This window comes from Rahnella sp. AN3-3W3 (assembly GCF_003263545.1).
GTDB lineage: Bacteria > Pseudomonadota > Gammaproteobacteria > Enterobacterales > Enterobacteriaceae > Rahnella > Rahnella variigena.
The window spans coordinates 12789-35009 of record NZ_JYDG01000103.1 but is presented as its reverse complement, the minus strand read 5'-3'; the positions used below and the strand labels follow the sequence as shown (position 1 = coordinate 35009).

22 protein-coding genes are annotated in these 22221 nt (G+C 43.7%); 7 read left to right on the top strand and 15 right to left on the bottom strand.

Annotation, left to right across the window (positions count from 1 at the left end; translation table 11 throughout):
• The first annotated feature begins 1 nt into the window (after nucleotide 1).
• Genes hisD through hisIE form a run of 7 tightly spaced genes read left to right on the top strand, consistent with a single transcriptional unit; the run spans nucleotide 2 to nucleotide 6253 of the window.
• Nucleotides 2–1315, top strand: a complete 1314-nt coding sequence (gene hisD / locus UC15_RS22235) for a histidinol dehydrogenase (RefSeq protein ID WP_112291017.1) — start codon at nucleotides 2–4, stop codon at nucleotides 1313–1315.
• Entirely contained in the window at nucleotides 1315–2448 is a 1134-nt protein-coding gene (gene hisC / locus UC15_RS22230; protein ID WP_112291016.1) for a histidinol-phosphate transaminase, read from the top strand. Before hisD ends, hisC begins: the two co-directional genes overlap by 1 nt.
• 14 nt (nucleotides 2449–2462) lie before the next feature.
• The gene (gene hisB, locus UC15_RS22225; protein ID WP_369921255.1) at nucleotides 2463–3527 is read left to right on the top strand and encodes a bifunctional histidinol-phosphatase/imidazoleglycerol-phosphate dehydratase HisB; all 1065 of its coding nucleotides are present in this window, start codon (nucleotides 2463–2465) and stop codon (nucleotides 3525–3527) included.
• Nucleotides 3527–4117 (top strand): imidazole glycerol phosphate synthase subunit HisH, encoded by a 591-nt coding sequence (gene hisH, locus UC15_RS22220; protein ID WP_112291012.1) that lies wholly within the window; start codon nucleotides 3527–3529, stop codon nucleotides 4115–4117. Before hisB ends, hisH begins: the two co-directional genes overlap by 1 nt.
• Nucleotides 4118–4122: 5 nt before the next feature.
• Nucleotides 4123–4860 carry a 1-(5-phosphoribosyl)-5-[(5-phosphoribosylamino)methylideneamino]imidazole-4-carboxamide isomerase gene (gene hisA, locus UC15_RS22215; protein ID WP_112291011.1) on the top strand — a complete coding sequence of 246 codons (738 nt, stop codon included), beginning with the start codon at nucleotides 4123–4125 and terminating at the stop codon, nucleotides 4858–4860.
• Nucleotides 4842–5615 (top strand): imidazole glycerol phosphate synthase subunit HisF, encoded by a 774-nt coding sequence (gene hisF, locus UC15_RS22210; protein ID WP_112291009.1) that lies wholly within the window; start codon nucleotides 4842–4844, stop codon nucleotides 5613–5615. The genes hisA and hisF overlap by 19 nt, the downstream gene beginning before the upstream one ends.
• A gap of 23 nt (nucleotides 5616–5638) precedes the next feature.
• Nucleotides 5639–6253 carry a bifunctional phosphoribosyl-AMP cyclohydrolase/phosphoribosyl-ATP diphosphatase HisIE gene (hisIE, locus tag UC15_RS22205; protein ID WP_112291031.1) on the top strand — a complete coding sequence of 205 codons (615 nt, stop codon included), beginning with the start codon at nucleotides 5639–5641 and terminating at the stop codon, nucleotides 6251–6253.
• A gap of 84 nt (nucleotides 6254–6337) precedes the next feature.
• Here the strand turns inward: hisIE and wzzB are convergent, their stop codons facing one another.
• The 15 genes from wzzB to UC15_RS22130 all read right to left on the bottom strand — a co-directional run bounded on the left by wzzB (nucleotide 6338) and on the right by UC15_RS22130 (nucleotide 22204).
• Nucleotides 6338–7330, bottom strand: coding sequence for an LPS O-antigen chain length determinant protein WzzB (gene wzzB / locus UC15_RS22200; protein WP_112291008.1), 993 nt, complete (start codon nucleotides 7328–7330; stop codon nucleotides 6338–6340).
• Between the two features lie 202 nt (nucleotides 7331–7532).
• Entirely contained in the window at nucleotides 7533–8942 is a 1410-nt protein-coding gene (gene gndA / locus UC15_RS22195) for an NADP-dependent phosphogluconate dehydrogenase (RefSeq protein ID WP_112291006.1), read from the bottom strand.
• A 294-nt stretch (nucleotides 8943–9236) separates the two neighbouring features.
• A complete protein-coding gene (locus UC15_RS22190) occupies nucleotides 9237–9692 on the bottom strand; it encodes an acyltransferase (protein WP_112291004.1) in 456 nt (151 codons plus the stop codon).
• 86 nt (nucleotides 9693–9778) lie between these two features.
• Nucleotides 9779–10678: a glycosyltransferase family 2 protein gene (locus tag UC15_RS22185; RefSeq protein WP_112291002.1), complete on the bottom strand. Its 900-nt coding sequence runs from the start codon at nucleotides 10676–10678 to the stop codon at nucleotides 9779–9781.
• Nucleotides 10668–11573, bottom strand: coding sequence for a glycosyltransferase family 2 protein (locus tag UC15_RS22180; RefSeq protein WP_157961022.1), 906 nt, complete (start codon nucleotides 11571–11573; stop codon nucleotides 10668–10670). Before UC15_RS22180 ends, UC15_RS22185 begins: the two co-directional genes overlap by 11 nt.
• Complete coding sequence (locus tag UC15_RS22175; protein ID WP_112290999.1) at nucleotides 11560–12909, bottom strand: O-antigen polymerase; 1350 nt, start codon at nucleotides 12907–12909, stop codon at nucleotides 11560–11562. Before UC15_RS22175 ends, UC15_RS22180 begins: the two co-directional genes overlap by 14 nt.
• 10 nt (nucleotides 12910–12919) lie before the next feature.
• Entirely contained in the window at nucleotides 12920–14170 is a 1251-nt protein-coding gene (locus UC15_RS22170) for an O-antigen translocase (protein WP_112290997.1), read from the bottom strand.
• Nucleotides 14167–15270 carry a DegT/DnrJ/EryC1/StrS aminotransferase family protein gene (locus UC15_RS22165; protein ID WP_112290995.1) on the bottom strand — a complete coding sequence of 368 codons (1104 nt, stop codon included), beginning with the start codon at nucleotides 15268–15270 and terminating at the stop codon, nucleotides 14167–14169. The genes UC15_RS22170 and UC15_RS22165 overlap by 4 nt, the downstream gene beginning before the upstream one ends.
• 94 nt (nucleotides 15271–15364) lie before the next feature.
• Nucleotides 15365–15772 (bottom strand): FdtA/QdtA family cupin domain-containing protein, encoded by a 408-nt coding sequence (locus tag UC15_RS22160; protein ID WP_112290994.1) that lies wholly within the window; start codon nucleotides 15770–15772, stop codon nucleotides 15365–15367.
• Nucleotides 15769–16323 carry a dTDP-4-dehydrorhamnose 3,5-epimerase gene (gene rfbC / locus UC15_RS22155; RefSeq protein WP_112290992.1) on the bottom strand — a complete coding sequence of 185 codons (555 nt, stop codon included), beginning with the start codon at nucleotides 16321–16323 and terminating at the stop codon, nucleotides 15769–15771. Before rfbC ends, UC15_RS22160 begins: the two co-directional genes overlap by 4 nt.
• A gap of 80 nt (nucleotides 16324–16403) precedes the next feature.
• A complete protein-coding gene (locus UC15_RS22150) occupies nucleotides 16404–17234 on the bottom strand; it encodes a glycosyltransferase (RefSeq protein ID WP_112290990.1) in 831 nt (276 codons plus the stop codon).
• A gap of 72 nt (nucleotides 17235–17306) precedes the next feature.
• Nucleotides 17307–18185 carry a glucose-1-phosphate thymidylyltransferase RfbA gene (rfbA, locus tag UC15_RS22145; RefSeq protein WP_112290989.1) on the bottom strand — a complete coding sequence of 293 codons (879 nt, stop codon included), beginning with the start codon at nucleotides 18183–18185 and terminating at the stop codon, nucleotides 17307–17309.
• A 61-nt stretch (nucleotides 18186–18246) separates the two neighbouring features.
• Nucleotides 18247–19146 carry a dTDP-4-dehydrorhamnose reductase gene (gene rfbD / locus UC15_RS22140; protein ID WP_112291030.1) on the bottom strand — a complete coding sequence of 300 codons (900 nt, stop codon included), beginning with the start codon at nucleotides 19144–19146 and terminating at the stop codon, nucleotides 18247–18249.
• Nucleotides 19146–20231: a dTDP-glucose 4,6-dehydratase gene (rfbB, locus tag UC15_RS22135; RefSeq protein ID WP_112291028.1), complete on the bottom strand. Its 1086-nt coding sequence runs from the start codon at nucleotides 20229–20231 to the stop codon at nucleotides 19146–19148. The genes rfbD and rfbB overlap by 1 nt, the downstream gene beginning before the upstream one ends.
• Nucleotides 20232–20314: 83 nt before the next feature.
• Nucleotides 20315–22204 (bottom strand): nucleoside-diphosphate sugar epimerase/dehydratase, encoded by a 1890-nt coding sequence (locus UC15_RS22130; protein ID WP_112290987.1) that lies wholly within the window; start codon nucleotides 22202–22204, stop codon nucleotides 20315–20317.
• Nucleotides 22205–22221 lie beyond the last annotated feature (17 nt).

The window sequence follows — 22221 nt, the reverse complement described above, 5'->3', positions numbered from 1 at the left end:
CATGAAGCCTGACGCGTTCACTACCCCGATTGACTGGCAGCAATGCGACGAACAACAACGTCGCGAGCTGCTGACACGCCCGGCAATTTCGGCGTCCGACCGTATTACTGAATCTGTCAGTGAAATTCTGCGCCGTGTGCGCAGTGAAGGTGACAGTGCGCTGCGCGAGTTTTGCGCCCGCTTTGATAAGACTGAAGTTCAGGAGTTGCGCGTCACCGCACAGCAAATCGAGGCAGCATCCGCGCGTTTAGGTGATGACGTTAAACAGGCGATGGCCCACGCCGTGCGCAACATCGATACCTTCCATCAGGCGCAAAAACTGGCGGTGGTGGATATCGAAACTCAGCCGGGCGTACGCTGCCAGCAACTGACCCGCCCTATTCAGTCCGTCGGGCTGTATATTCCGGGCGGTTCTGCGCCGCTGGTATCGACCGTATTAATGTTAGCGACACCGGCGCGTATTGCCGGATGCCAGAAAGTGGTGCTGTGTTCTCCGCCACCGATTGCCGATGAAATTCTGTATGCCGCGCAACTTTGCGGTGTGGAAGAGGTGTATCAGCTTGGCGGTGCGCAGGCGATTGCCGCGCTGGCCTTCGGCACCGAAACCGTGCCACGTGTGGCGAAAATCTTCGGACCAGGTAATGCCTATGTGACCGAGGCTAAACGTCAGGTCAGTCAGAGCCTGGACGGCGCGGCGATTGATATGCCTGCCGGGCCTTCCGAAGTGCTGGTGATTGCCGACAGCGGTGCCACACCTGATTTCGTCGCCTCTGATTTACTTTCACAGGCTGAACACGGCCCGGATTCTCAGGTGATTTTGCTGACACCTGATTTGAAAATGGCACAGGCCGTTGGCGAAGCCGTTGAACGTCAGTTACAGACATTATCCCGCAGCGAGATCGCCCGTCAGGCGCTGGCGAGCAGCCGTCTGATTGTGGCGAAAGACCTCGCGCAATGTATCGACATCAGCAATACCTACGGTCCGGAGCACCTGATCCTGCAAACCCGCGAGCCGGAACAGCTTGTCGACAGGATTACCAGCGCCGGTTCGGTCTTTCTCGGTGACTGGTCACCGGAATCTGCTGGCGATTACGCCTCCGGTACCAACCACGTCTTGCCGACGTACGGTTACACCGCGACCTGTTCCAGTCTCGGGCTGGCCGATTTCCAGAAACGCATGACCGTTCAGCAGTTAACACCTGAAGGTTTGCTCGGTCTGGCAAATACCATTGAAACCCTGGCGCAGGCTGAACAGCTGACCGCACACAAAAATGCCGTGACTTTGCGCGTTAACGCTTTAAAGGAGCAACGCTGATGAGCAACGAAAACAACCTCAGCGTTCAGGCGCTGGCACGTAAGAATGTGCAGGAACTGACGCCGTATCAGTCCGCCCGCCGTCTGGGGGGGAACGGTGATGTCTGGCTGAATGCCAACGAATATGCCATCGCGCCACAGTTCCAACTGACACAGCAAACGTTTAACCGTTACCCGGAATGTCAGCCTGCGCTGGTCATCAACCGTTATGCAGCTTATGCGGGTGTCGATCCGGAACAGGTACTGGTCAGTCGCGGCGCAGACGAAGGCATCGAGCTTTTGATCCGCGCTTTCTGCGAACCGGGCAAAGACGCCATCCTTTATTGTCCGCCGACCTACGGCATGTACAGCGTGAGTGCCGAAACCATTGGCGTCGAAGGCCGCACGGTGGCCGCGAAAGCCGACTGGTCTCTGGATATTCCTGCCATTGAAGCCGCCCTCGACGGCGTGAAACTGGTGTATGTGTGCAGCCCGAATAATCCGACCGGCAACATTATCGACCCGGATGAAATCCGCGCCGTACTGGAAATGACCCGTGGCCGCGCGATTGTCGCCGTCGATGAGGCTTATATCGAATTCTGCCCGCAGGCGACAGTTTCCGGCTGGTTGCAGGAATACCCACATCTGGCGATTTTGCGCACGCTGTCTAAAGCCTTCGCACTTGCCGGTCTGCGCTGCGGCTTCACGATCGCCAACAGCGAGCTGATTGGCTTATTAATGAAAGTCATCGCGCCTTATCCTTTATCAACGCCGGTCGCCGATATCGCTGCACAGGCGCTGAGCCCTGAAGGACTGGCGATTATGCGTCAGCGCGTGGCTGAAGTAACAGAGAACCGCGAGTGGTTACTGAAAGAACTGGAAAAATGCGCCTGCGTTGAAGAGGCTTTTGCCAGCGACACGAACTATGTGCTTGCCCGTTTCTCTGCTTCAAGTGCAGTATTTAAAAACCTCTGGGATCAGGGCATTATCCTGCGTGACCAGAATAAGCAACCGGGACTTTCCGGCTGCCTGCGAATTACCATTGGTACGCGTAACGAGTTGCAACGCGTGATTGACGCACTGCAACCGTTACCGGGCGCGACCGCCACGACCATCAACGATAATCAAAATAGCCCCCGCAAGGAGCACATGTGAGCCAGAGCCCGTTATTGCAAAAAACACTGTTTATCGACCGCGACGGTACGCTGATTTCTGAGCCACCGGAAGATTTCCAGGTGGACCGTCTGGATAAACTGGCTCTCGAGCCGGGCGTTATTCCGGCACTGCTGGCGCTGCAAGACGCCGGTTTCAAACTGGTGATGATCACCAATCAGGACGGTCTGGGTACCGCCAGTTTCCCTCAGGAAACCTTCGATCCGCCGCACAACCTGATGATGCAAATCCTGACCTCGCAGGGCATCGTTTTTGATGAAGTTCTGATCTGCCCTCATCTTCCGGCCGATCACTGTGATTGCCGTAAACCGAAAACCAAACTGGTGACCGGTTATCTGGAAAGCGGCGTGCTGGACACGGCAAACAGCTATGTCATTGGTGATCGTGATACCGATATTCAGCTGGCGGCCAATATGGGCATCGCCGGGCTGCGTTATCAGCGCGATACCCTGAACTGGGCAGCCATTGCGGAGCAACTGACTAAACGTGACCGCCATGCGAAAGTGAACCGCGTGACGCGTGAAACGGCGATTGATGTCGATGTCTGGCTGGATCGTGAAGGCGAAAGCAAAATCCGCACCGGTGTGGGCTTCTTCGACCATATGCTGGATCAGATTGCCACGCACGGCGGTTTCCGTATGAATATCGAAGTGAAAGGCGATTTGTATATCGACGATCACCACACGGTAGAAGATACCGCACTGGCGCTGGGCGAAGCGTTGAACAAAGCGCTGGGCGATAAACGTGGCATTGGCCGTTTCGGATTCGTGCTGCCTATGGATGAATGTCTGGCACGCTGTGCGCTGGATATCTCCGGCCGTCCGCACCTGGAATACAAAGCAGAATTTAACTATCAGCGCGTCGGTGACCTGAGCACGGAAATGGTCGAACACTTCTTCCGTTCCCTGTCCTACGCGATGGCCTGTACCCTGCATCTGCGCACCAAGGGCAAGAACGATCACCACCGCGTCGAAAGCCTGTTCAAAGCCTTTGGCCGCACACTGCGCCAGGCAATTCGCGTCGATGGCAATACCCTGCCGAGTTCGAAAGGAGTGCTGTGATGAATGTCGTTATCCTTGATACCGGCTGTGCCAACCTCTCTTCCGTAAAATACGCGGTGCAACGTCTGGGCTACGAGCCGACGGTAAGCCGTGAAGCGGAAATTGTGTTGCAGGCAGACAAGTTATTTCTGCCGGGCGTCGGTACCGCACAGGCCGCAATGGAACAACTTGAACAGCGCGAGCTGATCGAACTCATCAAAGCCTGCACACAACCGGTGCTGGGTATTTGTCTGGGGATGCAACTGCTGGCTTCTTCGAGTGAAGAAAATGGCGGGATTGATACGCTGGGCATTATCGAAACGCCGGTAACACGTATGCAGGATATGGGGCTGCCACTGCCGCACATGGGCTGGAATCAGGTCATTGCCAACGCCGACAGCCATCTTTTCCGTGGTATCGACGAAAACGCCTACTTCTATTTCGTCCATGGATTTGCCATGCCGGTATGCGAAAACACCATCGCGCAGACACTATACGGTGAGCCCTTCAGCGCAGCCGTACAAAAAGACAACTTCTTCGGCGTGCAGTTTCATCCCGAGCGCTCCGGTGCCGCTGGCGCACAGTTGCTGAAAAACTTTCTGGAGATGTAAACAGCATGATTATTCCCGCTTTAGATTTGATCGACGGCAGCGTGGTGCGTTTGCATCAGGGTGATTACGGTCAGCAGCGTGACTACGGCAATGATCCGCTGCCACGGTTGCAGGATTATCAGCAACAAGGCGCGCAGGTTCTGCATCTGGTGGATCTGACTGGCGCAAAGGATCCGGCAGCGCGTCAGATCCCTTTGCTGACCAAACTGCTGGCCGGTGTTTCCGTGCCGGTGCAGGTCGGCGGCGGTATCCGCACCGAACAAGACGTTGAGGCTTTGCTCAGCGCCGGTGCAACCCGCGTGGTGGTCGGCTCGACAGCGGTAAAAGATCCGCAGACCGTACAGGGCTGGTTCAGCCGTTTCGGCGCAGATGCGCTGGTTCTGGCACTTGATGTACGCATCGATGCAGAAGGCACTAAAAATGTCGCCATCAGCGGCTGGCAGGAAAACTCCAACGCCACGCTGGAACAGGTCGTCGAGCGATATCTGCCGTTCGGCCTGAAACATGTACTTTGCACCGATATTTCCCGTGACGGCACGCTGGCGGGTTCTAACGTTGAACTTTATCGTGAAGTGACCGCACGTTATCCGCAGGTAGCATTTCAGGCATCCGGCGGCATCGGCTCGCTTGATGATATTGCGGCATTACGCGACAGCGGCGTAAAAGGTGTCATTGTCGGGCGCGCATTGCTCGACGGTAAATTTACTGCGACGGAGGCAATTTCATGCTGGCAAAACGGATAATCCCCTGCCTCGACGTTAAAGACGGTCAGGTTGTGAAAGGCGTGCAGTTCCGCAATCACGAAATTATCGGCGACATCGTGCCTTTAGCGCAGCGTTATGCTGAGGAAGGCGCAGACGAACTGGTGTTTTACGATATTACGGCGTCCAGCGACGGTCGCGTGGTAGACAAAAGCTGGGTATCACGCGTGGCGCAAGTCATCGATATCCCCTTCTGTGTCGCGGGCGGCATCAAGAGCCTCGAAGATGCAGGCCAGATTTTGCAGTTTGGTGCAGACAAGATTTCCATTAATTCACCCGCACTGGCTGACCCGACATTGATCAGCCGCCTCGCCGACCGCTATGGTGTACAGTGTATCGTTGTCGGTATTGATACGTGGCACGATGCGGCGACCGGTACCTATCAGGTGCATCAGTTTACCGGCGACGAAGCGCGTACCAAAGTCACTACCTGGCAGACGGTTGACTGGGTGAAAGAAGTTCAGGAACGCGGCGCCGGTGAAATTGTACTTAATATGATGAATCAGGACGGCGTGCGTAACGGTTACGACCTTGCGCAACTTAAGATGATCCGCGAAGTGTGTCACGTTCCGCTGATCGCCTCCGGCGGTGCCGGCACCATGCCACACTTCCTCGATGCCTTCCGCGAAGCACAGGTTGACGGCGCACTGGCCGCCTCCGTGTTCCACAAACAAATTATTAATATTGGTGAGCTGAAAAGCTACTTAGCCGAAAATGGCGTGGAGATCCGCTTGTGAGTAATCAGGACGTAAAAACCAATCTGTTAACCGGTGAACAGATCAGCCAGCTCGACTGGGCAAAAGTGGATAACCTGATGCCGGCCATCATACAGCACGCGGTGTCGGGTGAAGTACTGATGCTCGGTTATATGAATCAGGAAGCGCTGAGCGTTACCCAGTCCTCCGGTAAAGTCACCTTTTATTCCCGCACCAAAGAACGTCTTTGGACCAAAGGTGAAACGTCAGAGAACTATCTGAATGTGGTCAGCATCACGCCAGATTGTGATAACGACACGTTGCTGGTTCTGGTAAATCCGGTGGGTCCGACCTGCCACAAAGGGAATAACAGCTGCTTCCATCCCGCCGAAACCGACTGGGCGTTTTTGTATCAGCTGGAAGAACTGCTGGCATCGCGCAAAACCGCCGATCCGGAAAGCTCTTACACCGCGAAACTTTACGCCAGCGGGACCAAACGTATCGCGCAGAAAGTCGGTGAAGAAGGCGTGGAAACTGCGCTGGCAGCCACCGTCAATGACCGCTTCGAACTGAAAAACGAAGCCTCTGATCTGATTTATCACCTGCTGGTCTTACTGCAGGATCAGAATCTGAACCTGAGCACCGTGATCGAAAATCTGCGTCAGCGTCATAAGAAATAACAGCAGGCTTTAACGCTAAAAAAGTCCAGACGTAAAAAAGCCGCCTTTGCTGAAGAGCATTGGCGGCTTTTTATGGGCAATTTATTAGTTACGTGGCGTATAGGATTTAACCATGTTACGGCCAAGTACAATCACAGAACCCACAATAATACCCAGAATCGCGCCAAGCAGTAGAATTAACACTTTCTTAGGGCTATCTCTGTGTATAGGCAGATCAGGTTTCATGACATAGCGAAGCGCATAAGTTGAATCAGGTTTAGATTTTAATGCACTAATTGCTAACAATGTCTGACGTGCCTGATAATATGACGCATCAAGGGGTAATGGTCGTGTTGCTTCATTTTTAATAGTAGCAGAGAGAGCATCGCTACCCAGAACAAAAAGAGTATCTTCAGAGAGCGTTTCTGCCTGCTGGACCAGAGTATCTTTAATGTTCGCCTGTTGGGCAACCAGCAATGCTTGGTTTAACATTTTCAAACGGAGATCTTTCTTCTCCTGAGCAACCTTCTCCTGAGTCGCTAAATCCTCTTTAAGGTCTTCAATTTTAGAGTTGATACTAATTTGCAAGTCATTATCAAGTTCAGTCACTACCCGCTTGTTGATTTGTTGAATGTAAGTGGTGAGAGTTTTTTGCGCCTCGCCAGCAGTTTTTGCGGTATAGCTTATTTTGAGAGGGACAGGTTGATCTTTAACGGCCGGAGCAATCGTGAGCTTTTCCGGATCCACCTGGTTATCAAGTTGTTCAGATAAAGCAGAAATTGAAGCATTAAATCGACCGAAAAAACGCTGTTGAACATCCACTACCGAAGGGGCATTAGCTGGGTTCTGGCTGTACAACATACTCATCGCATTATTGTAGTTAGCTATTTGGCCTGAATCAGGATATGTGACAATAGCTTCAGAAGTCCATTTCTGTTTAGCCACAGACAAATAGACGACCGCCAGAATAATTGTCAAAATCATAATTGTAAAGATTAGTATTTTACCACGCCACAACTGCATAAGGACGTCGATAAGGTCAATTTCTTCATTTTGTCTCGAAGACAGGTTATTGGTCATTTTATTATCTTGATTCATGATTACCCTAGAGAAAAACAGTCACATTAGGTCAGTAATTTGTGCCAATCGATTATAGACAGGTTTCCAGAGAAAATTGGGATTATAAGCAATGATTTTCGTAAGAATTCCCTGAAAAAAATCACTCGGGGATTTTAGGGGAAAGGATCCCTGTCAAAAAAAACGCCCCTCCTCGGGGCGTTAATATTTTAGTTAACTCTGATTAATCCAACCATTCGGTATGGAAAACGCCATCTTTGTCGGTACGCTTGTAAGTATGCGCACCGAAGTAGTCACGCTGTGCCTGGATCAGGTTAGCTGGCAGAACCGCTGAGCGGTAGCTGTCGTAATAGTTGATCGCAGCAGAGAAAGTTGGTGTCGGGATACCGTTCTGAACGGCATAAGACACAACATCACGCAGCGCTTGCTGGTATTCGTCAGCAATGTTTTTGAAGTATGGAGCCAGCAGGAGGTTTGCGATAGATGCATTTTCAGCATACGCATCGGTGATTTTCTGCAGGAACTGCGCGCGGATGATACAGCCAGCACGGAAGATCTTCGCGATTTCGCCGTAGTTCAGGTCCCAGTTGTTCTCATCTGAAGCAGCTTTAAGCTGTGAGAAGCCCTGAGCGTAAGAAACCAGTTTACCCAGATACAGCGCACGACGCACTTTCTCGATAAACTCAGCTTTGTCGCCAGAGAAAGGTTTAACAGCCGGGCCAGACAATACTTTAGAGGCAGCAACGCGCTGATCTTTCAACGAAGAAAGATAACGGGCAAATACGGACTCAGTGATCAGGGTCAGTGGTTCACCCAGATCCAGTGAACTCTGGCTGGTCCATTTACCGGTACCTTTGTTCGCTGCTTCGTCGAGGATCACATCGACCAGGTATTTACCCTCGTCGTCTTTCTTAGTGAAGATGTCTTTGGTGATGTCAATCAGGTAGCTGCTCAGCTCACCTTTATTCCAGTCAGCGAAGGTCGTAGCAAGCTCTTCGTTGCTCAGGTTCAGGGACTGTTTAAGCAGGGAATACGCTTCAGCGATAAGTTGCATATCGCCGTATTCGATGCCGTTATGAACCATCTTAACGTAATGACCAGCACCATCTGCACCGATGTAAGCTACACAAGCGTCGCCATCTTCAGCACGCGCGGCGATTTTCTCAAGGATCGGAGCCACCAGTGCGTACGCTTCTTTCTGACCGCCTGGCATGATGGATGGGCCTTTCAGTGCGCCCTCTTCACCACCGGAAACCCCGGTGCCGATGAAGTTAAAACCTTGCTCAGACAGTTCGCGGTTACGTCGAATGGTGTCTTTATAGTAGGTGTTGCCGCCATCGATCAGGATGTCGCCTTTATCCAGATGCGGAGTCAGGGATGCGATGGTTTTATCAGTTGCTTCACCGGCTTTCACCATCAGCAAGATACGACGAGGTTTTTCCAGCGAGTCAACAAACTCTTCGACCGTGTAGTGCGGAACCAGATTTTTACCCGGGTTTTCAGCGATGACTTCATCAGTCTTGTCGCCAGAACGGTTAAAAATGGAAACGGAATAACCACGGCTTTCGATGTTAAGCGCGAGGTTACGGCCCATGACCGCCATACCGACAACGCCGATTTGTTGTTTGGACATTAGCAACTCCTGTCTGAAATAGTTGAACGCTCAGTATTTAGACTAAACCTCTGTAAATAGTAGGTTTAACTGAACTGGGCTATACAAATGAACTCAAGCATTGTACATGAGAATGATAACGGTGGAACCTATTGCAGCGTTCAGATTCTTTACAAAAAGTGAAAATTATCATTCATTTTAAAAAGAGTTATCCAATGAGTGATGATCGTAGCAAAAAAAATTAGCCGAGGGGAATAAGTGTAAATCAACAGTTTTTTGATAATTTCATGTCTAAACATTACCGCAGAGTATCAATTACAGATGTTTAATTATTCGTGCAGGTGCCCCAGCAACGACAACATTTGGAGGAACATCTTTTGTAACAACAGCACCGGCACCAACTAAACTATTCTCGCCTATTGTAATACCGGGGAGAATAGTGGCATTCGCCCCAATGGAAGCATTTTTTTTGACTAATATCTTAGGGAAATTTTCAGGGTAATGCTTTGAACGAGGGAACTTATCATTTGTGAATACAGCACAGGGACCTACGAAAACATCATCTTCAAGAGTAACGCCATCCCATATGTAAACACCTGATTTGATTGTAACGTTATTACCAATTACAACATCATTTTCTATTAAAGAACTGGCACAGATATTACAATTGGTACCTATCCTGGCACCTTTCAGCACTACAACAAATTGCCAAATTTTGGTACCATTTCCAATATTTTCACTTTGAACATCACTTAGCTTATGAATAAACATATCGAAATCAATCCCGTAATAATGTAAAATTTAAATATTACAGACAATGCATATGTAACTAAAATATTTAACAAATAAACACAGCATCAAAATAACTTACGCGAAAAATTTTTCTTTATGCCGTCATATACACCTAAAAAAACATATTTCGAAAGTTTAAACTTATCTTTCTTAATGAGTAACATAATTATGTAAAAACAAAATAATCTGAATATGTTATATCTTCGCCAGCAACCGGGGAATGGACGGTAGAGGCTACAGAAAGTACCATTTCTAAAAACATAAAAGTAGCGATAAGTTGAATGAACCGGAACCTCAATTCTATTGAATATTTTTTTCCTGTCATCGCCTAATTTATGAATCAATTTAGCATTTTTAACTCCAAAAATTTTGAATCCTAAATTAACAAGTCTTAAACACCAGTCAGTATCAACATATTCTAAAAAGAAACCCTCATGATTTTTCCCTACGATAGGCCAGACAGAAGTCGGGAAAAAAGTACCTGATGAAATTAACTGATGAGTTTCAATGTATCTATGATTAACTTTTTCAGGTTCTATAACAAGACGCTGATTGTTATCATATAGGTAAAAAGGAAACTGTTTACCACTTCTTTCGTCGACAATTAAAGGCCCCAGTGCTCCTACATTAATATTCTCAGCTTTAAGTTCATTGAAAGCTTCTAAAAGGCTAGAAATGAAATTCTGTTCTAAGCGGCTATCTTGGTCAAATAGGCAAACATATTTATAATTTTGCTCGATAGCTTTATCAACGCCAATATTCTGCGCTGCTCCTATCCCAACATTTGATTCAAGAGTGAAAATTTCAACTCTCGATTGACCAACCTCTTCTTCTAAAGGTGTGTCAGAACCGTTATTGACTATAATTATTTTTTGAACTTGATCTATTAGGGAAGAGATAAGAAGCCGCAAATCAGATAGATTTGGTTTATAGGTGACAATGATGCCACAAACATTATTTTCCATAAGTGACTAAAACCTTAAAATTGAAAACCAACCGTAATAACTTTCTAAGAGCAGCTCCAATAAGCAGTGATATTTTCTTGGAAATTCTATTACTATCATTGAGTCCTAATGAATATGTTTTTAAAAAAAGACGATTTAATCCGGACCATTGATTCGCATAACCAGCATTAACAACTCTAATCTCATGATTCATTTTTTTTCTGAAAGTACTTTCACGAGATATATTAGTATTGTGTACCCTATATGCGGCAATAGGTAAAAAATCAAAATGAACTTTTACTCCACGGAGTAATCTCAAATAAAAGTCACGATCTTCTGCTATTAATTGGGGATCGTAGTACCCTATAACATCATAAGCTTTCTTTTTTATAAGCAAACATGGTCCGGGAACACACCAATTCGTGACTATTTCACCAATCAATAATTTATCTTCAGCTAACGCTTTGGCGTTAGCATTAAAATATGACAAGAAACCACTTTCATGAGTGATTTCGGATTCGTTATTAATTATGCAAACATCACTTATCAAAGCATCATATTTATGACTGTTCAAAAACTCTAATTTGTTGGGAATTGAATCCGGTAGCATAAAGTCATCAGCTGCACAGATGTTTATGATATCATATTTTGAAGCCTTAACTCCGCGATTCAGGGTTTTACAAACACCTGAATTAGTTTCATTTTTTAAGAAAATAATTTCGAAATTTTCTCTTGAATTTTCACTTATCCATTTATCGACTACTGCTGCTGAATTATCTTTAGAACTATCATCTATTATAACAACCTGTACGTTGACATTCCTCACCCGAAATAATGAATTAAGGCATTCAAGCACGTATTGCTCTTGATTATAAAGTGGGACAACAAAGGATATAGATTGATTACTGTTCTGCAAAATGTTCTCTCTCTCTGACATCCAGGCTTTCAATATTTTTTTTGGTAGAAGGAAAATACTTACGATAACTTGAAATGAATAAAGAAATAGCTAACGGCACTGAGAATACTACAATTATTTTTAAGTACAATCCTAAAGCAAGGGACGGATCTACAAAAATAAAGCAGGAATACGTACAAAAAACAACATAAAAGAAAAAGCGTAACGATGTTCTGGGAGTTCTGCTATTTATAATTCCTCTGCCAGAACGGATGGCACAATAGATAACGCCGATTAAAAAAGAGAATAAAACAGAGAAGTAAGGACCAAATAGGTATAGACCTAGTATGTTATGACGCGCATTAGGCCCTATACCGCTGTCAATGTTGTAATAATACTTGGCGATTTCATAGCCAAAAACAACCTTTTCTTTACTCGAAAAACCAAATAGTTCTTTAACTTTATTGATGGTACCGCCAAAGAAATAATCCCAAGGATAGATATTTGTCGGCAGCGATGCAAAGAAAACTTTATTATACCCTTGATAGAAAACATCCCCAAAAAGAACAAATCTTTCAAAAAAAGCTTTTATAACGTTCTCATCAGAGTTCCAAACGCTGAATAGAATTATCATTAGCCCAAGGATAACCAGAGGGGAGATGTAAGATAGATATTTTACCACTTTATTCAGTTCTTTAATTTTGTAAACTTCTTTAACTAAAAATAAAGAAACAATCAAAAAGAAGAAGTCGGATTTCCCCCCCTTAGCAAGAAGGAATACAAAACAAAATCCAATAATTATAAGATCCATTTTGTTTTTTTTGAAAAACACATATCTCTTTATAATGACTAAAGCAGGTAAACACACCCAATACACATCTGTGAACCACGATAAAGCCCCCAGCGAATCAGTAGTATCAAGACGTGACATTTGATTCAAAATCGGTATGCCAGCTAAAGCGAAGTACGCGACAGATGTTATTGCAAATATTATTAAGGTAACAAGATAGAACGTTGAATAATTTGCGTACCATTCACTGGTTATACTTGCTTTAATATTTTCACCTAAATAATTCTCTTTGTATTTTTTCCGCATAAAAGCACATGGCAATAAAAATGCAACTTCAGTAAAGATGAATGAATAGAAAAAATAATCAGAAAGAACATCTTCGATATAAATAAACAAGACAACCGAGCATGAAAAAGCTTGGGCAAGATAACCAATCATGAGCGGGTCGGCAATATGTGCTATATTACGACCAAAAATGAAGTAATATAAGACCAGTACTGAAATCATGACAATTATATATGTACTTATATCTGAATATAATAAATCCAAAAATTGATTATTGGTCATGTAATATTACTCAGTTTGAAAATCTCTTTAAATTAAAGACAACAAAAATCAAATACAAAATATAGTTAACAAGATAACCAACATTTGCCCCTTGCACGCCAAATTGGTTAATAAAGAAATAGCTTAAAATAACAAAAGTTGCCGAAAAAAACAGTTCAGTTGAAATAAACCATTTAGTAGCGTTACGTGCTAGCATTGGAAATGCATAAAGCCAACTGGCAATTTTGATGACATCACCCACTAGTTGTATTGCAAAAAGATTTCTTGCCTGGCGGAATTCTTCTGTGAAAAGGATGCTTATAGCGACATCGCGTAGAAAGTATACACAAATGGCCATCAGACTGACTAACGGAAGAATAATTTTAGCCGTATTCTTAATTTCACGTCGTGTCGCTTCCAATCCACTTATTGTAGAAAGTCTTGGAAGGTAGTAGGCACTTAGCGCCATAGTGCAAACACCCAAATATACTTCTGATATTTTCCAAACTGCTTGCCATTGACCGGCTAACTCCCAGCCAACTTTACTAATCAAAATATTGCGAAGTAAAACTAATGAGATTGGCAGGGCCAGCGCAGTGGCGCTAGCCATTAAAATATAGCCCCCAATCTCTTTGTAAGCTTCCTTGTTGGCTCTACCATACCAATACTTAAAACGTAACCATGGTTGTTTTAAGGATAGTACAAGTAAAATCCCTCCTATCAATGCAGACTGCAAAGCCGCGGCCATCAATGCCCCCCTCAGATTATAATATATGATTAAAATAATCATAAGGAGGCCTGATAAAACAGCAGAAATCATCCCAAGAGCAACATATTGCTTGTAAAGTTGCTGCCCATTAATTATAGAAGTAATTAATGTTCCAATAGCAGTAAATGGAAGTGAGGCTAAAACAATATAGATAATCCAGTTGTAATCCGGATCTCTAAATATCCAGTCAGATAGTTCAGGCGCGAAGAACAAACCAACAGGTATCAATATACAAGCTAATAACAACACCCAGTGTAACGATGCTTTCCACCATGAAGAGCAGGAGTCGTAGCCACGTTCGGAATACTCAGCTGTATATCGTACTACGCCATTACTAACTGGAGAGTTAATTATCCCGTTAAAGCTGTTTACGACGCTTTGCACCTGCCCGAGCATCGCCATGCCTGTTGGACCAGTGTAGACTGCAACAACTTTTGCTATTACGAATCCCATTCCCATTTTCACTAAAGTTAACAGACCAGTCATTGCAGTAACTTTTAATAACTTTTTCATAAACTAAAGTCATTCATGGCATCAATAATTTTCTGAATGTCGGTTTCGCTCAATGTTGGATCTAAAGGTATCGATAAAACATGTTGATGAATCTTCTCAGTTATCGGAAGAGATTTATTATTCCACTCAGAATATGCTTTTTGTTTATGTGGTGGGATAGGATAATGGATGAGGGACTGAATGCCATGACTTGTTAACCATGCTTGCAAAGATTCTCTGTGCTCAGTTTGTATAACAAAAAGATGCCATACATGTCCGTCTTGATGAATAACTTTAGGAAGCTCAATAAGTTCATTTTTGATGTTTTCTAGATATTTATTGGCAACTTTCTGACGTAACTTAATATCATCTGGAAGATATTTAAGTTTAACATTTAACATTGCAGCCTGAATTTCATCTAACCGACTGTTAACACCGGCGTAGAGATTCTCATATTTTTTATGAGACCCATAATTCCTTAAAGCCTCAAGAACATGTGCTAGCTGATGATCATTTGTCGTTATCGCACCCGCATCCCCCAAAGCGCCCAAGTTCTTACCAGGATAGAAACTGAAACCAGCCGCATGCCCCCAGGAGCCTGCTTTTACGCCATCAACACTTGCCCCATGAGACTGAGCGCAATCCTCGAGTACAAGCAAATCATATTCCTTAGCAATCTCCATTATTTCTGGCATTGGCGATAGCTGACCATATAAATGTACTGGCAAAATAACTTTAGTTCTGAGACTGATCGCGCTTCGAATGCTACTCGCATCAAGATTGAATGTTTGACGATTGGGTTCTACTAAAATAGGTGTCAGGTTATTGGCAGTAATTGCTAAGATTGATGCAATGTAAGTGTTGGCCTGAACAATAACTTCATCACCATCTTGCAACTTACCTAATTCTTTCCAGGCTCTTAAAACCAGAGTTAATGCATCCAACCCATTTGCAACACCCAGCGCGTGGTCGGTACCACAAAATTCCGCAAAGTTTTTTTCAAAACTACTGAGTTCATTCCCCATCAAATACCAACCAGAATTAATGACACGGGAACAAGCTTCTAGCAATTCATTCTCATATCTTGCATTTATTGATTTAAGATCCAAGAAGTTAATCATTTTTATCTCTGCAAAAAATTAATATTGAATATTTAATGAATTCATCATTAAATCATAAATTACTGCTTACTTAAAATTTCACCTTATTCTGAATCTACTCAGGAATATTTTTACATATTTTAAGGAAGTCGTCATAATCCCTTACATAATCTGATTCATCATAATGACTATCCGCTAAGACCATTAAGACACAATCATCTGAAAAATCGTACATTTCTCTCCACATAAAGGATTCAATCAATAAACCCTGTGCAGGATTATCTAAAAGCAGCTCAATCCGCTCTTTTCCATCATCTAATAAAAATCTGCAGGACCCACGTACTGCAATAGCTACTTGCTTCAGGCATTTATGGGCATGAAATCCACGTCTTATGTCTGCCTTAGTTTTGAACATGTAATATACTCTTTTGATTTCAAAAGGTATATTTTTACCCTCTTCTAAAGCAATGAGTGAGCCACGCTCATCACCATGAGTTTGTAGTGGTATAATTTGAACGTTCATTCTTGAGTCCTGTTGCTAAAGATTTTGTTTAAACTTTGTGCATTCTTATCTTTATCCGAAAGAATGATATCGGAGGAAGGCCATGTGATGTTTATCTGTGGATCATCCCACCGGATACTGCACTCAAATTTTGGATTATAATAATCTGTAGTTTTATAAACAAATTCAGCTGTTTCGGTGAGAGTGAGAAACCCATGAGCAAAACCTCTAGGGATCCATAACTGCTTTTTATTTTCGGCAGAAAGTTCTACACCAATCCATTTCCCAAAATAAGGAGATCCTTCCCGAATATCGACAGCTACATCATAGACAGCGCCAGCAACACATCTAACCAATTTCCCCTGAGCGTATGGAGCCCATTGGAAATGCAGTCCTCTTAATACGCCTTTACTTGATTTAGAATGATTATCTTGCACAAAAGAAACTTTCTCATTAATGGCTTTATCAAATTCGCGTTGATTAAAACTTTCAAGAAAGAAGCCTCTTTCATCGCCAAAGACTTCAGGCTCGAAAATAATTACATCGGGTATGTCTGTCTTAACTATATTCATAAATGCCTCAAAATTCGGCGTGATTATTATTAAATTATTTCTAATGGCATTCTTAATCTTCAAAAATTCAGATGATAACGTTAATTAGAGTTAACACGCGTTCTTTTGTATAGGTAACTTAATAAGAATACAGGCAGTACACGAGGCAAACTTCTCAGTACAAAGGTAAATGTAGCAGGCAACAATGGTTGAATATGAAGTGCATATTTAAGTCTCGCGAGCTGATATTCACTTTTGACGTAAGCAAGCCCCTTCCTCCTGGCTATCATATTACTACCCGCTCGTACCATTAATAGCGGATTATTCAAATTGGCTACCTTATAGGATTTAGCGATAATCCTTAACCACAGATTATAATCTTCCATGAGATAATGGTGCTTATAGCCACCGACACTTAGTACGACTGATTTTTTAAACATAACCGACATATGATTAAATGGATTTTTTAACTTTGCAAATTCAATTATATCATTATGATCCGTAGGCACTGTTCTGGTCGAGGTGATGGTCGTGATATCAGACTCGCATTCGTAAATCGTACAACCCAGTATGGCGGTATCAGGGTGCAAGGTCATATAAGCTATTTGTTGTTCAAACCGAGTATTGAGACATGCGTCATCAGTATCCATTCTTGCAACAAGCTCATAAGTGCAATGTTTTAATCCTTCATTCAATGCATTACCAAGCCCAACATTCTTGTCAAGTGGTATAATTTTAATTGGTAATTTATTTAACCAATTGTTTACAACAGCCTCTAGTTCATTCCCTATCGGCCCATCGTATACACAGATTAACTCATTACAAGGCAGAGTTTGGTTATAGATACTTAAAAAACAATAATCAAGATACAGTGGATTTTCTTTACTGTATAACGACATCAATACACTAAATTGTTTTGCTAATGTTTGCATACATGCAAGCCAGTTAATTCTATGTAATGAATTTGCAAACTTAAATGTAATTTATGCTTGCCGGTGTTTTATTTAATTAGTTTTAACTAACTTAAGAAGATATTTACCGTAATCATTTTTAATGAGCGGTGCTGCTAATTTTTTGACCTGATCAGCGCCGATAAACCCCTTCCGATAAGCAATTTCTTCCGGGCATGCTACTTTTAAACCCTGTCGCAATTCAATTGTTTGGATAAAATTGCTGGCCTCAATCAAGCTCTGATGTGTGCCAGTATCAAGCCACGCATAACCCCTCCCCATCATTGCTACCTGAAGACGCCCCTCCTCCATATAAATACGGTTTATATCAGTAATTTCTAATTCGCCACGCTTTGAGGGCTTAAGCTCTTTAGCCATTTTCACTACGCTATTATCATAAAAATAAAGCCCTGTAACAGCATAGTTGCTTTTGGGTTCCAGCGGTTTTTCTTCCAGAGAAATAGCTATACCTTCTTTATCAAACTCGACAACGCCATAACGTTCCGGATCCTGAACATGATATGCAAAAACGGTTGCTCCTGATTTCTTTGCAACAGCGGCCTCCAGCTGCTTTTGAAGATCATGACCATAAAAAATGTTATCGCCAAGGACAAGCGCGCAATCATCTTTCCCAATAAACTCTTCACCAATGATAAAGGCCTGAGCAAGGCCATCAGGGTTTTCCTGTACCTTATAGACCAGATTCAAACCCCATTGGCTTCCGTCACCTAATAGTTGTTCAAATCGAGGAGTGTCTTGCGGTGTACTGATAATTAAAATATCTCGAATTCCTGCGAGCATCAGCGTGCTGATCGGGTAATAAATCATCGGCTTGTCATAGATAGGTAGAAGCTGCTTGCTCACTGCCATAGTCACTGGATAAAGGCGCGTTCCTGAACCACCAGCAAGAATAATTCCTTTACGATTCGTCATATTAAACCCTCGATTTTGACGCTGCCTTTTAAGGCAATTGTTATTTATTAGCCAGAGGTTGTTACAGGCCTGAAGGGGTAAACAGCTCTTCGAGCATCCTTTTGACGCCCATATCCCAAGATGGCAAGGTTAAGCCAAAGGTCTCTTGGAATTTTCTATTATCAAGCCTTGAGTTGAGCGGGCGACGGGCAGGCGTTGGATATGAGTCTGTTGGCACAGGGTGAGTTATCTTTAATGCGAGCTTATAGCCAGCATTTTCCGCCTCTGCAAAAACTACGTTCGCATAATCGAACCATGTAGTAATGCCAGAAGCAACCAGGTGATATATACCGGCAACATCCGGTTTACGCAAGGCCATTGCTATCGCATGAGCTGTGCAATCTGCCAGCAACTCTGCGCCTGTGGGTGCGCCGAACTGATCATTGATAACAGAAAGCTCTTCACGTTCTTTTGCAAGACGAAGCATTGTTTTTGCAAAATTGTTACCTCGGTTTGCATATACCCAGCTTGTACGGAAAATCAGGTATTTCTGACAATTTTCGAGCACGGCCATTTCGCCAGCAAGCTTTGTTTCACCATAAGTATTCAGAGGCCCTGTAGTATCAATCTCACGCCATGGTTTATCGCCATTACCTGGGAATACATAATCAGTAGAATAATGAATAAGCCATGCACCAATTGAAGCGGCCTCTTTTGCGATAGCTTCAACGGTAGTCGCATTCAGCAATTTAGCAAATTCATGCTCTGCTTCTGCTTTGTCCACGGCAGTGTGCGCCGCTGCATTAACAATAACATCTGGCTTAATTCTTCTGACGGTTTCTGCAATCCCTTGTGGGTTACTAAAGTCTCCACAATATTCCTTTGAATTAACATCCAGAGCAATCAGGTTGCCTAAAGGAGACAATGCGCGCTGTAATTCCCAACCAACCTGACCTGTTTTACCGAACAGGAGAATATTCATCATTTACGCTCTTCGTAATTCTTCTTAACCCAAGATTTATAAGCACCAGTTTTAATATTATCTACCCAATCTTGATTATCTAAATACCATTCAACTGTTTTACGGATGCCACTCTCAAAGGTTTCAAGTGGTCTCCAATTAAGCTCTTGACTGATTTTATCTGCAGAAATAGCATAACGGCGGTCATGACCTGGTCTGTCCGTCACATAGGTTATTTGCTCTCTATAAGATTTGTCTTTAGGCACTAGCTCATCCAGAAGATCGCAAATTGTTAAAACAACATCGATGTTTTTCTTCTCATTATAACCACCAATGTTGTATGTCTCCCCCACAACTCCTTCGCAGACGACGGTATAAAGAGCACGAGCATGATCCTCGACATATAGCCAATCGCGAATCTGATCACCTTTACCGTAAATTGGGAGGTTTTTTCCCTCAAGCGCATTCAATATAACTAACGGAATTAGCTTTTCAGGGAAGTGATACGGACCGTAATTATTTGAACAATTTGTGACTATGCATGGCATGCCATATGTTCGTTGCCATGCCCGTACGAGATGGTCACTGGAAGCTTTCGAAGCTGAATAAGGACTGCTAGGTGCGTAGGAAGTTTTCTCTGTAAAAAGCGGTAGCGGCTCTTGGTTATCCCACTCATCGGGATGTGGTAAATCACCATAGACTTCATCAGTAGAGATGTGATGGAACCGGAAAGCTTGCTTTTTTTCTGTGTCTAGCTGCGACCAATAAGCTCTCGCAGCTTCAAGTAAGATATATGTTCCTACTATATTCGTCTCTATAAATTCAGCAGGCCCTGTTATAGAGCGGTCTACATGGCTTTCTGCAGCCAGGTGCATCACTGCATCTGGCTGGTGTATTTTGAATATAGACTCTAGTTCTTTGGCATCACAAATATCCGCCTGGGAAAATACATATCTATCGCTATCTGAGACTAATTTTAAGGATTCTAAATTGCCAGCATAAGTCAATTTGTCAACATTAATAATACTGTCTTGCGTATTTTCAATTATATGACGAACCACTGCCGAACCGATAAAACCAGCGCCGCCGGTGACAAGAAATTTCATCTTATTCATCTCTCTTAATGCTTTATTTAGCAGCCAGTATAAGCCGTAACAGACTGCTCGGTTTACATACTAAATGTTTACGATTATAAGGTATTAGATTTAACCCACAGCAGGTCGCAAATATCATCTGTAGGTGTGAATCCAGTCGGAGCTTTAATAAGTAACTCTCGAATTTTACTATGATCAAATTGGCCACACGCAATTTTTAAATGGTCAAGATATTTTGATAAATCTTCCCATGGCATCATAACTTCATTTGCAGTCAGAATGCGTGGATGCTGCGTTTGCCTTACATTTTCACCAATCAACAGCTCTTCAAATAATTTTTCACCGGGACGCAAACCAGTTGTCTTGATTTCAATATCTCCCTCCGGATTAATGTTGTCACGAAGTTTGAGACCGCTCAAAGTCACCATACGCCTCGCTAAATCGATGATTTTTACAGGTTCCCCCATATCAAGCACAAATACATCACCACCCTGCCCCATTGCTCCAGCCTGAATGACTAACTGTGACGCTTCAGGGATCGTCATGAAATAGCGGATGATATCTGGATGGGTAAGTGTGATTGGTCCTCCAGAACTAATTTGCTTTTCAAACAATGGGACAACTGAACCCGAAGAACCAAGAACATTGCCAAAACGTACCATACTAAAGCATGTCGTTTTTTGGGCTGAGGCCAAGCCCTGAAGCACCAACTCTGCAATACGCTTTGTGGCACCCATCGTATTTGTAGGGCGAACAGCTTTGTCTGTGGAAATCAGTACAAATTTGCTTACACCGCACGCTATTGCTGCCTGCGCACAGGCTAGTGTGCCAAATACATTATTATTCACACCATCAGTAACATTGTATTCAACTAAGGGTACGTGTTTGTAAGCAGCAGCATGATAAATAGTTTCAATTTTGAAATTTTCTAATACACGTTCAAGATGAGGCTGGTTCTGCACATTACCTAAAATAGGGATTAATTTAGTCGATAATTTATTAGTTTTTATTACCTCTGATAATTCGCGTTCTATTGCATACAATGAATACTCAGAAACCTCATATAAAACTAAAGTTCTAGGATGGTTTTTTAATATCTGTCGGCACAATTCTGAGCCAATAGAACCACCGGCGCCTGTGACCATTACATGTTTTTCGAATATATTTCGCGAAATCAACTCAGGTACAGGGTCAACAGGGTCACGCCCCAGAAGATCTGTTATTGATACTTTTTTGAGTGCATCAATTTTTGCTTTTCCCTCAACCAAATCTACCATCCCAGGAATTGAGAGCACTTCACATGGCAATCCCTCAAGTTGTTGTATGACTTCATTCTTGCGACCACGAGTCACACTTGGCATTGCCAAAAGGATTTTTTTAACTTCATATTTCTCAACTAACCAGACAAGTTTTTTTGGGGAATAAACTGTCATGCCATGTATCACAGTGTCTTGCAGTTGTGGATTATCGTCAACAAAGGCCACCGGGTAATATTCTGAAGCTTGGCTTAATGCCGGAAGCAATTGCCGACCCGATGCCCCCGCACCATAGATAATCACTTTAGTCCCAAGTTTGAGGCCACGGTTGATGATCATACGCAGAGCAAGGCGTGACCCAGTAATCATTAATAGGCCAAATGCGAAATATATAATAGGGACTGTGCGGGGGAGAAATAAATTACTGTAGAAAGCAGCAACAATTAATAAAAAAGAAGATATTGCCATACCAAAAGAAACAGCAACCAGAACCTGAGCAGTTATATAGCGTATAACTGCTCGATAAAGACCGAGCTTCACAAAACAAGCAAGAGTTGCAACAATAACTGAAGAAATCAATATCCAGTGCGGATAACTTGTTACCGGGGTCATTGAATCAATCCGAACCCAGAAAGCAAACCAGAATGCAGTTAGTAACAACACGACATCAATAGCCAGTGTTATAATTCTTTTCACCGGCCTTGGTAAAGAGAGCAAATACGTTAGCATAATTTCAACCGAGTAAA

What these genes read in the sequence shown, in the direction of transcription:
- rfbA (WP_112290989.1), bottom strand. Translation starts at nt 18,185, where the DNA reads ATGACGAATCGTAAAGGAATTATTCTTGCTGGTGGTTCAGGAACGCGC.
- UC15_RS22185 (WP_112291002.1), bottom strand. Translation starts at nt 10,678, where the DNA reads ATGGAAAATAATGTTTGTGGCATCATTGTCACCTATAAACCAAATCTA.
- rfbD (WP_112291030.1), bottom strand. Translation starts at nt 19,146, where the DNA reads ATGAATATTCTCCTGTTCGGTAAAACAGGTCAGGTTGGTTGGGAATTA.
- rfbB (WP_112291028.1), bottom strand. Translation starts at nt 20,231, where the DNA reads ATGAAATTTCTTGTCACCGGCGGCGCTGGTTTTATCGGTTCGGCAGTG.
- UC15_RS22190 (WP_112291004.1), bottom strand. Translation starts at nt 9,692, where the DNA reads ATGTTTATTCATAAGCTAAGTGATGTTCAAAGTGAAAATATTGGAAAT.
- hisH (WP_112291012.1), top strand. Translation starts at nt 3,527, where the DNA reads ATGAATGTCGTTATCCTTGATACCGGCTGTGCCAACCTCTCTTCCGTA.
- hisD (WP_112291017.1), top strand. Translation starts at nt 2, where the DNA reads ATGAAGCCTGACGCGTTCACTACCCCGATTGACTGGCAGCAATGCGAC.
- UC15_RS22150 (WP_112290990.1), bottom strand. Translation starts at nt 17,234, where the DNA reads ATGCAAACATTAGCAAAACAATTTAGTGTATTGATGTCGTTATACAGT.
- gndA (WP_112291006.1), bottom strand. Translation starts at nt 8,942, where the DNA reads ATGTCCAAACAACAAATCGGCGTTGTCGGTATGGCGGTCATGGGCCGT.
- UC15_RS22160 (WP_112290994.1), bottom strand. Translation starts at nt 15,772, where the DNA reads ATGAACGTTCAAATTATACCACTACAAACTCATGGTGATGAGCGTGGC.
- hisC (WP_112291016.1), top strand. Translation starts at nt 1,315, where the DNA reads ATGAGCAACGAAAACAACCTCAGCGTTCAGGCGCTGGCACGTAAGAAT.
- UC15_RS22170 (WP_112290997.1), bottom strand. Translation starts at nt 14,170, where the DNA reads ATGAAAAAGTTATTAAAAGTTACTGCAATGACTGGTCTGTTAACTTTA.
- UC15_RS22175 (WP_112290999.1), bottom strand. Translation starts at nt 12,909, where the DNA reads ATGACCAATAATCAATTTTTGGATTTATTATATTCAGATATAAGTACA.
- hisA (WP_112291011.1), top strand. Translation starts at nt 4,123, where the DNA reads ATGATTATTCCCGCTTTAGATTTGATCGACGGCAGCGTGGTGCGTTTG.
- rfbC (WP_112290992.1), bottom strand. Translation starts at nt 16,323, where the DNA reads ATGAATATAGTTAAGACAGACATACCCGATGTAATTATTTTCGAGCCT.
- UC15_RS22165 (WP_112290995.1), bottom strand. Translation starts at nt 15,270, where the DNA reads ATGATTAACTTCTTGGATCTTAAATCAATAAATGCAAGATATGAGAAT.
- wzzB (WP_112291008.1), bottom strand. Translation starts at nt 7,330, where the DNA reads ATGAATCAAGATAATAAAATGACCAATAACCTGTCTTCGAGACAAAAT.
- UC15_RS22130 (WP_112290987.1), bottom strand. Translation starts at nt 22,204, where the DNA reads ATGCTAACGTATTTGCTCTCTTTACCAAGGCCGGTGAAAAGAATTATA.
- hisF (WP_112291009.1), top strand. Translation starts at nt 4,842, where the DNA reads ATGCTGGCAAAACGGATAATCCCCTGCCTCGACGTTAAAGACGGTCAG.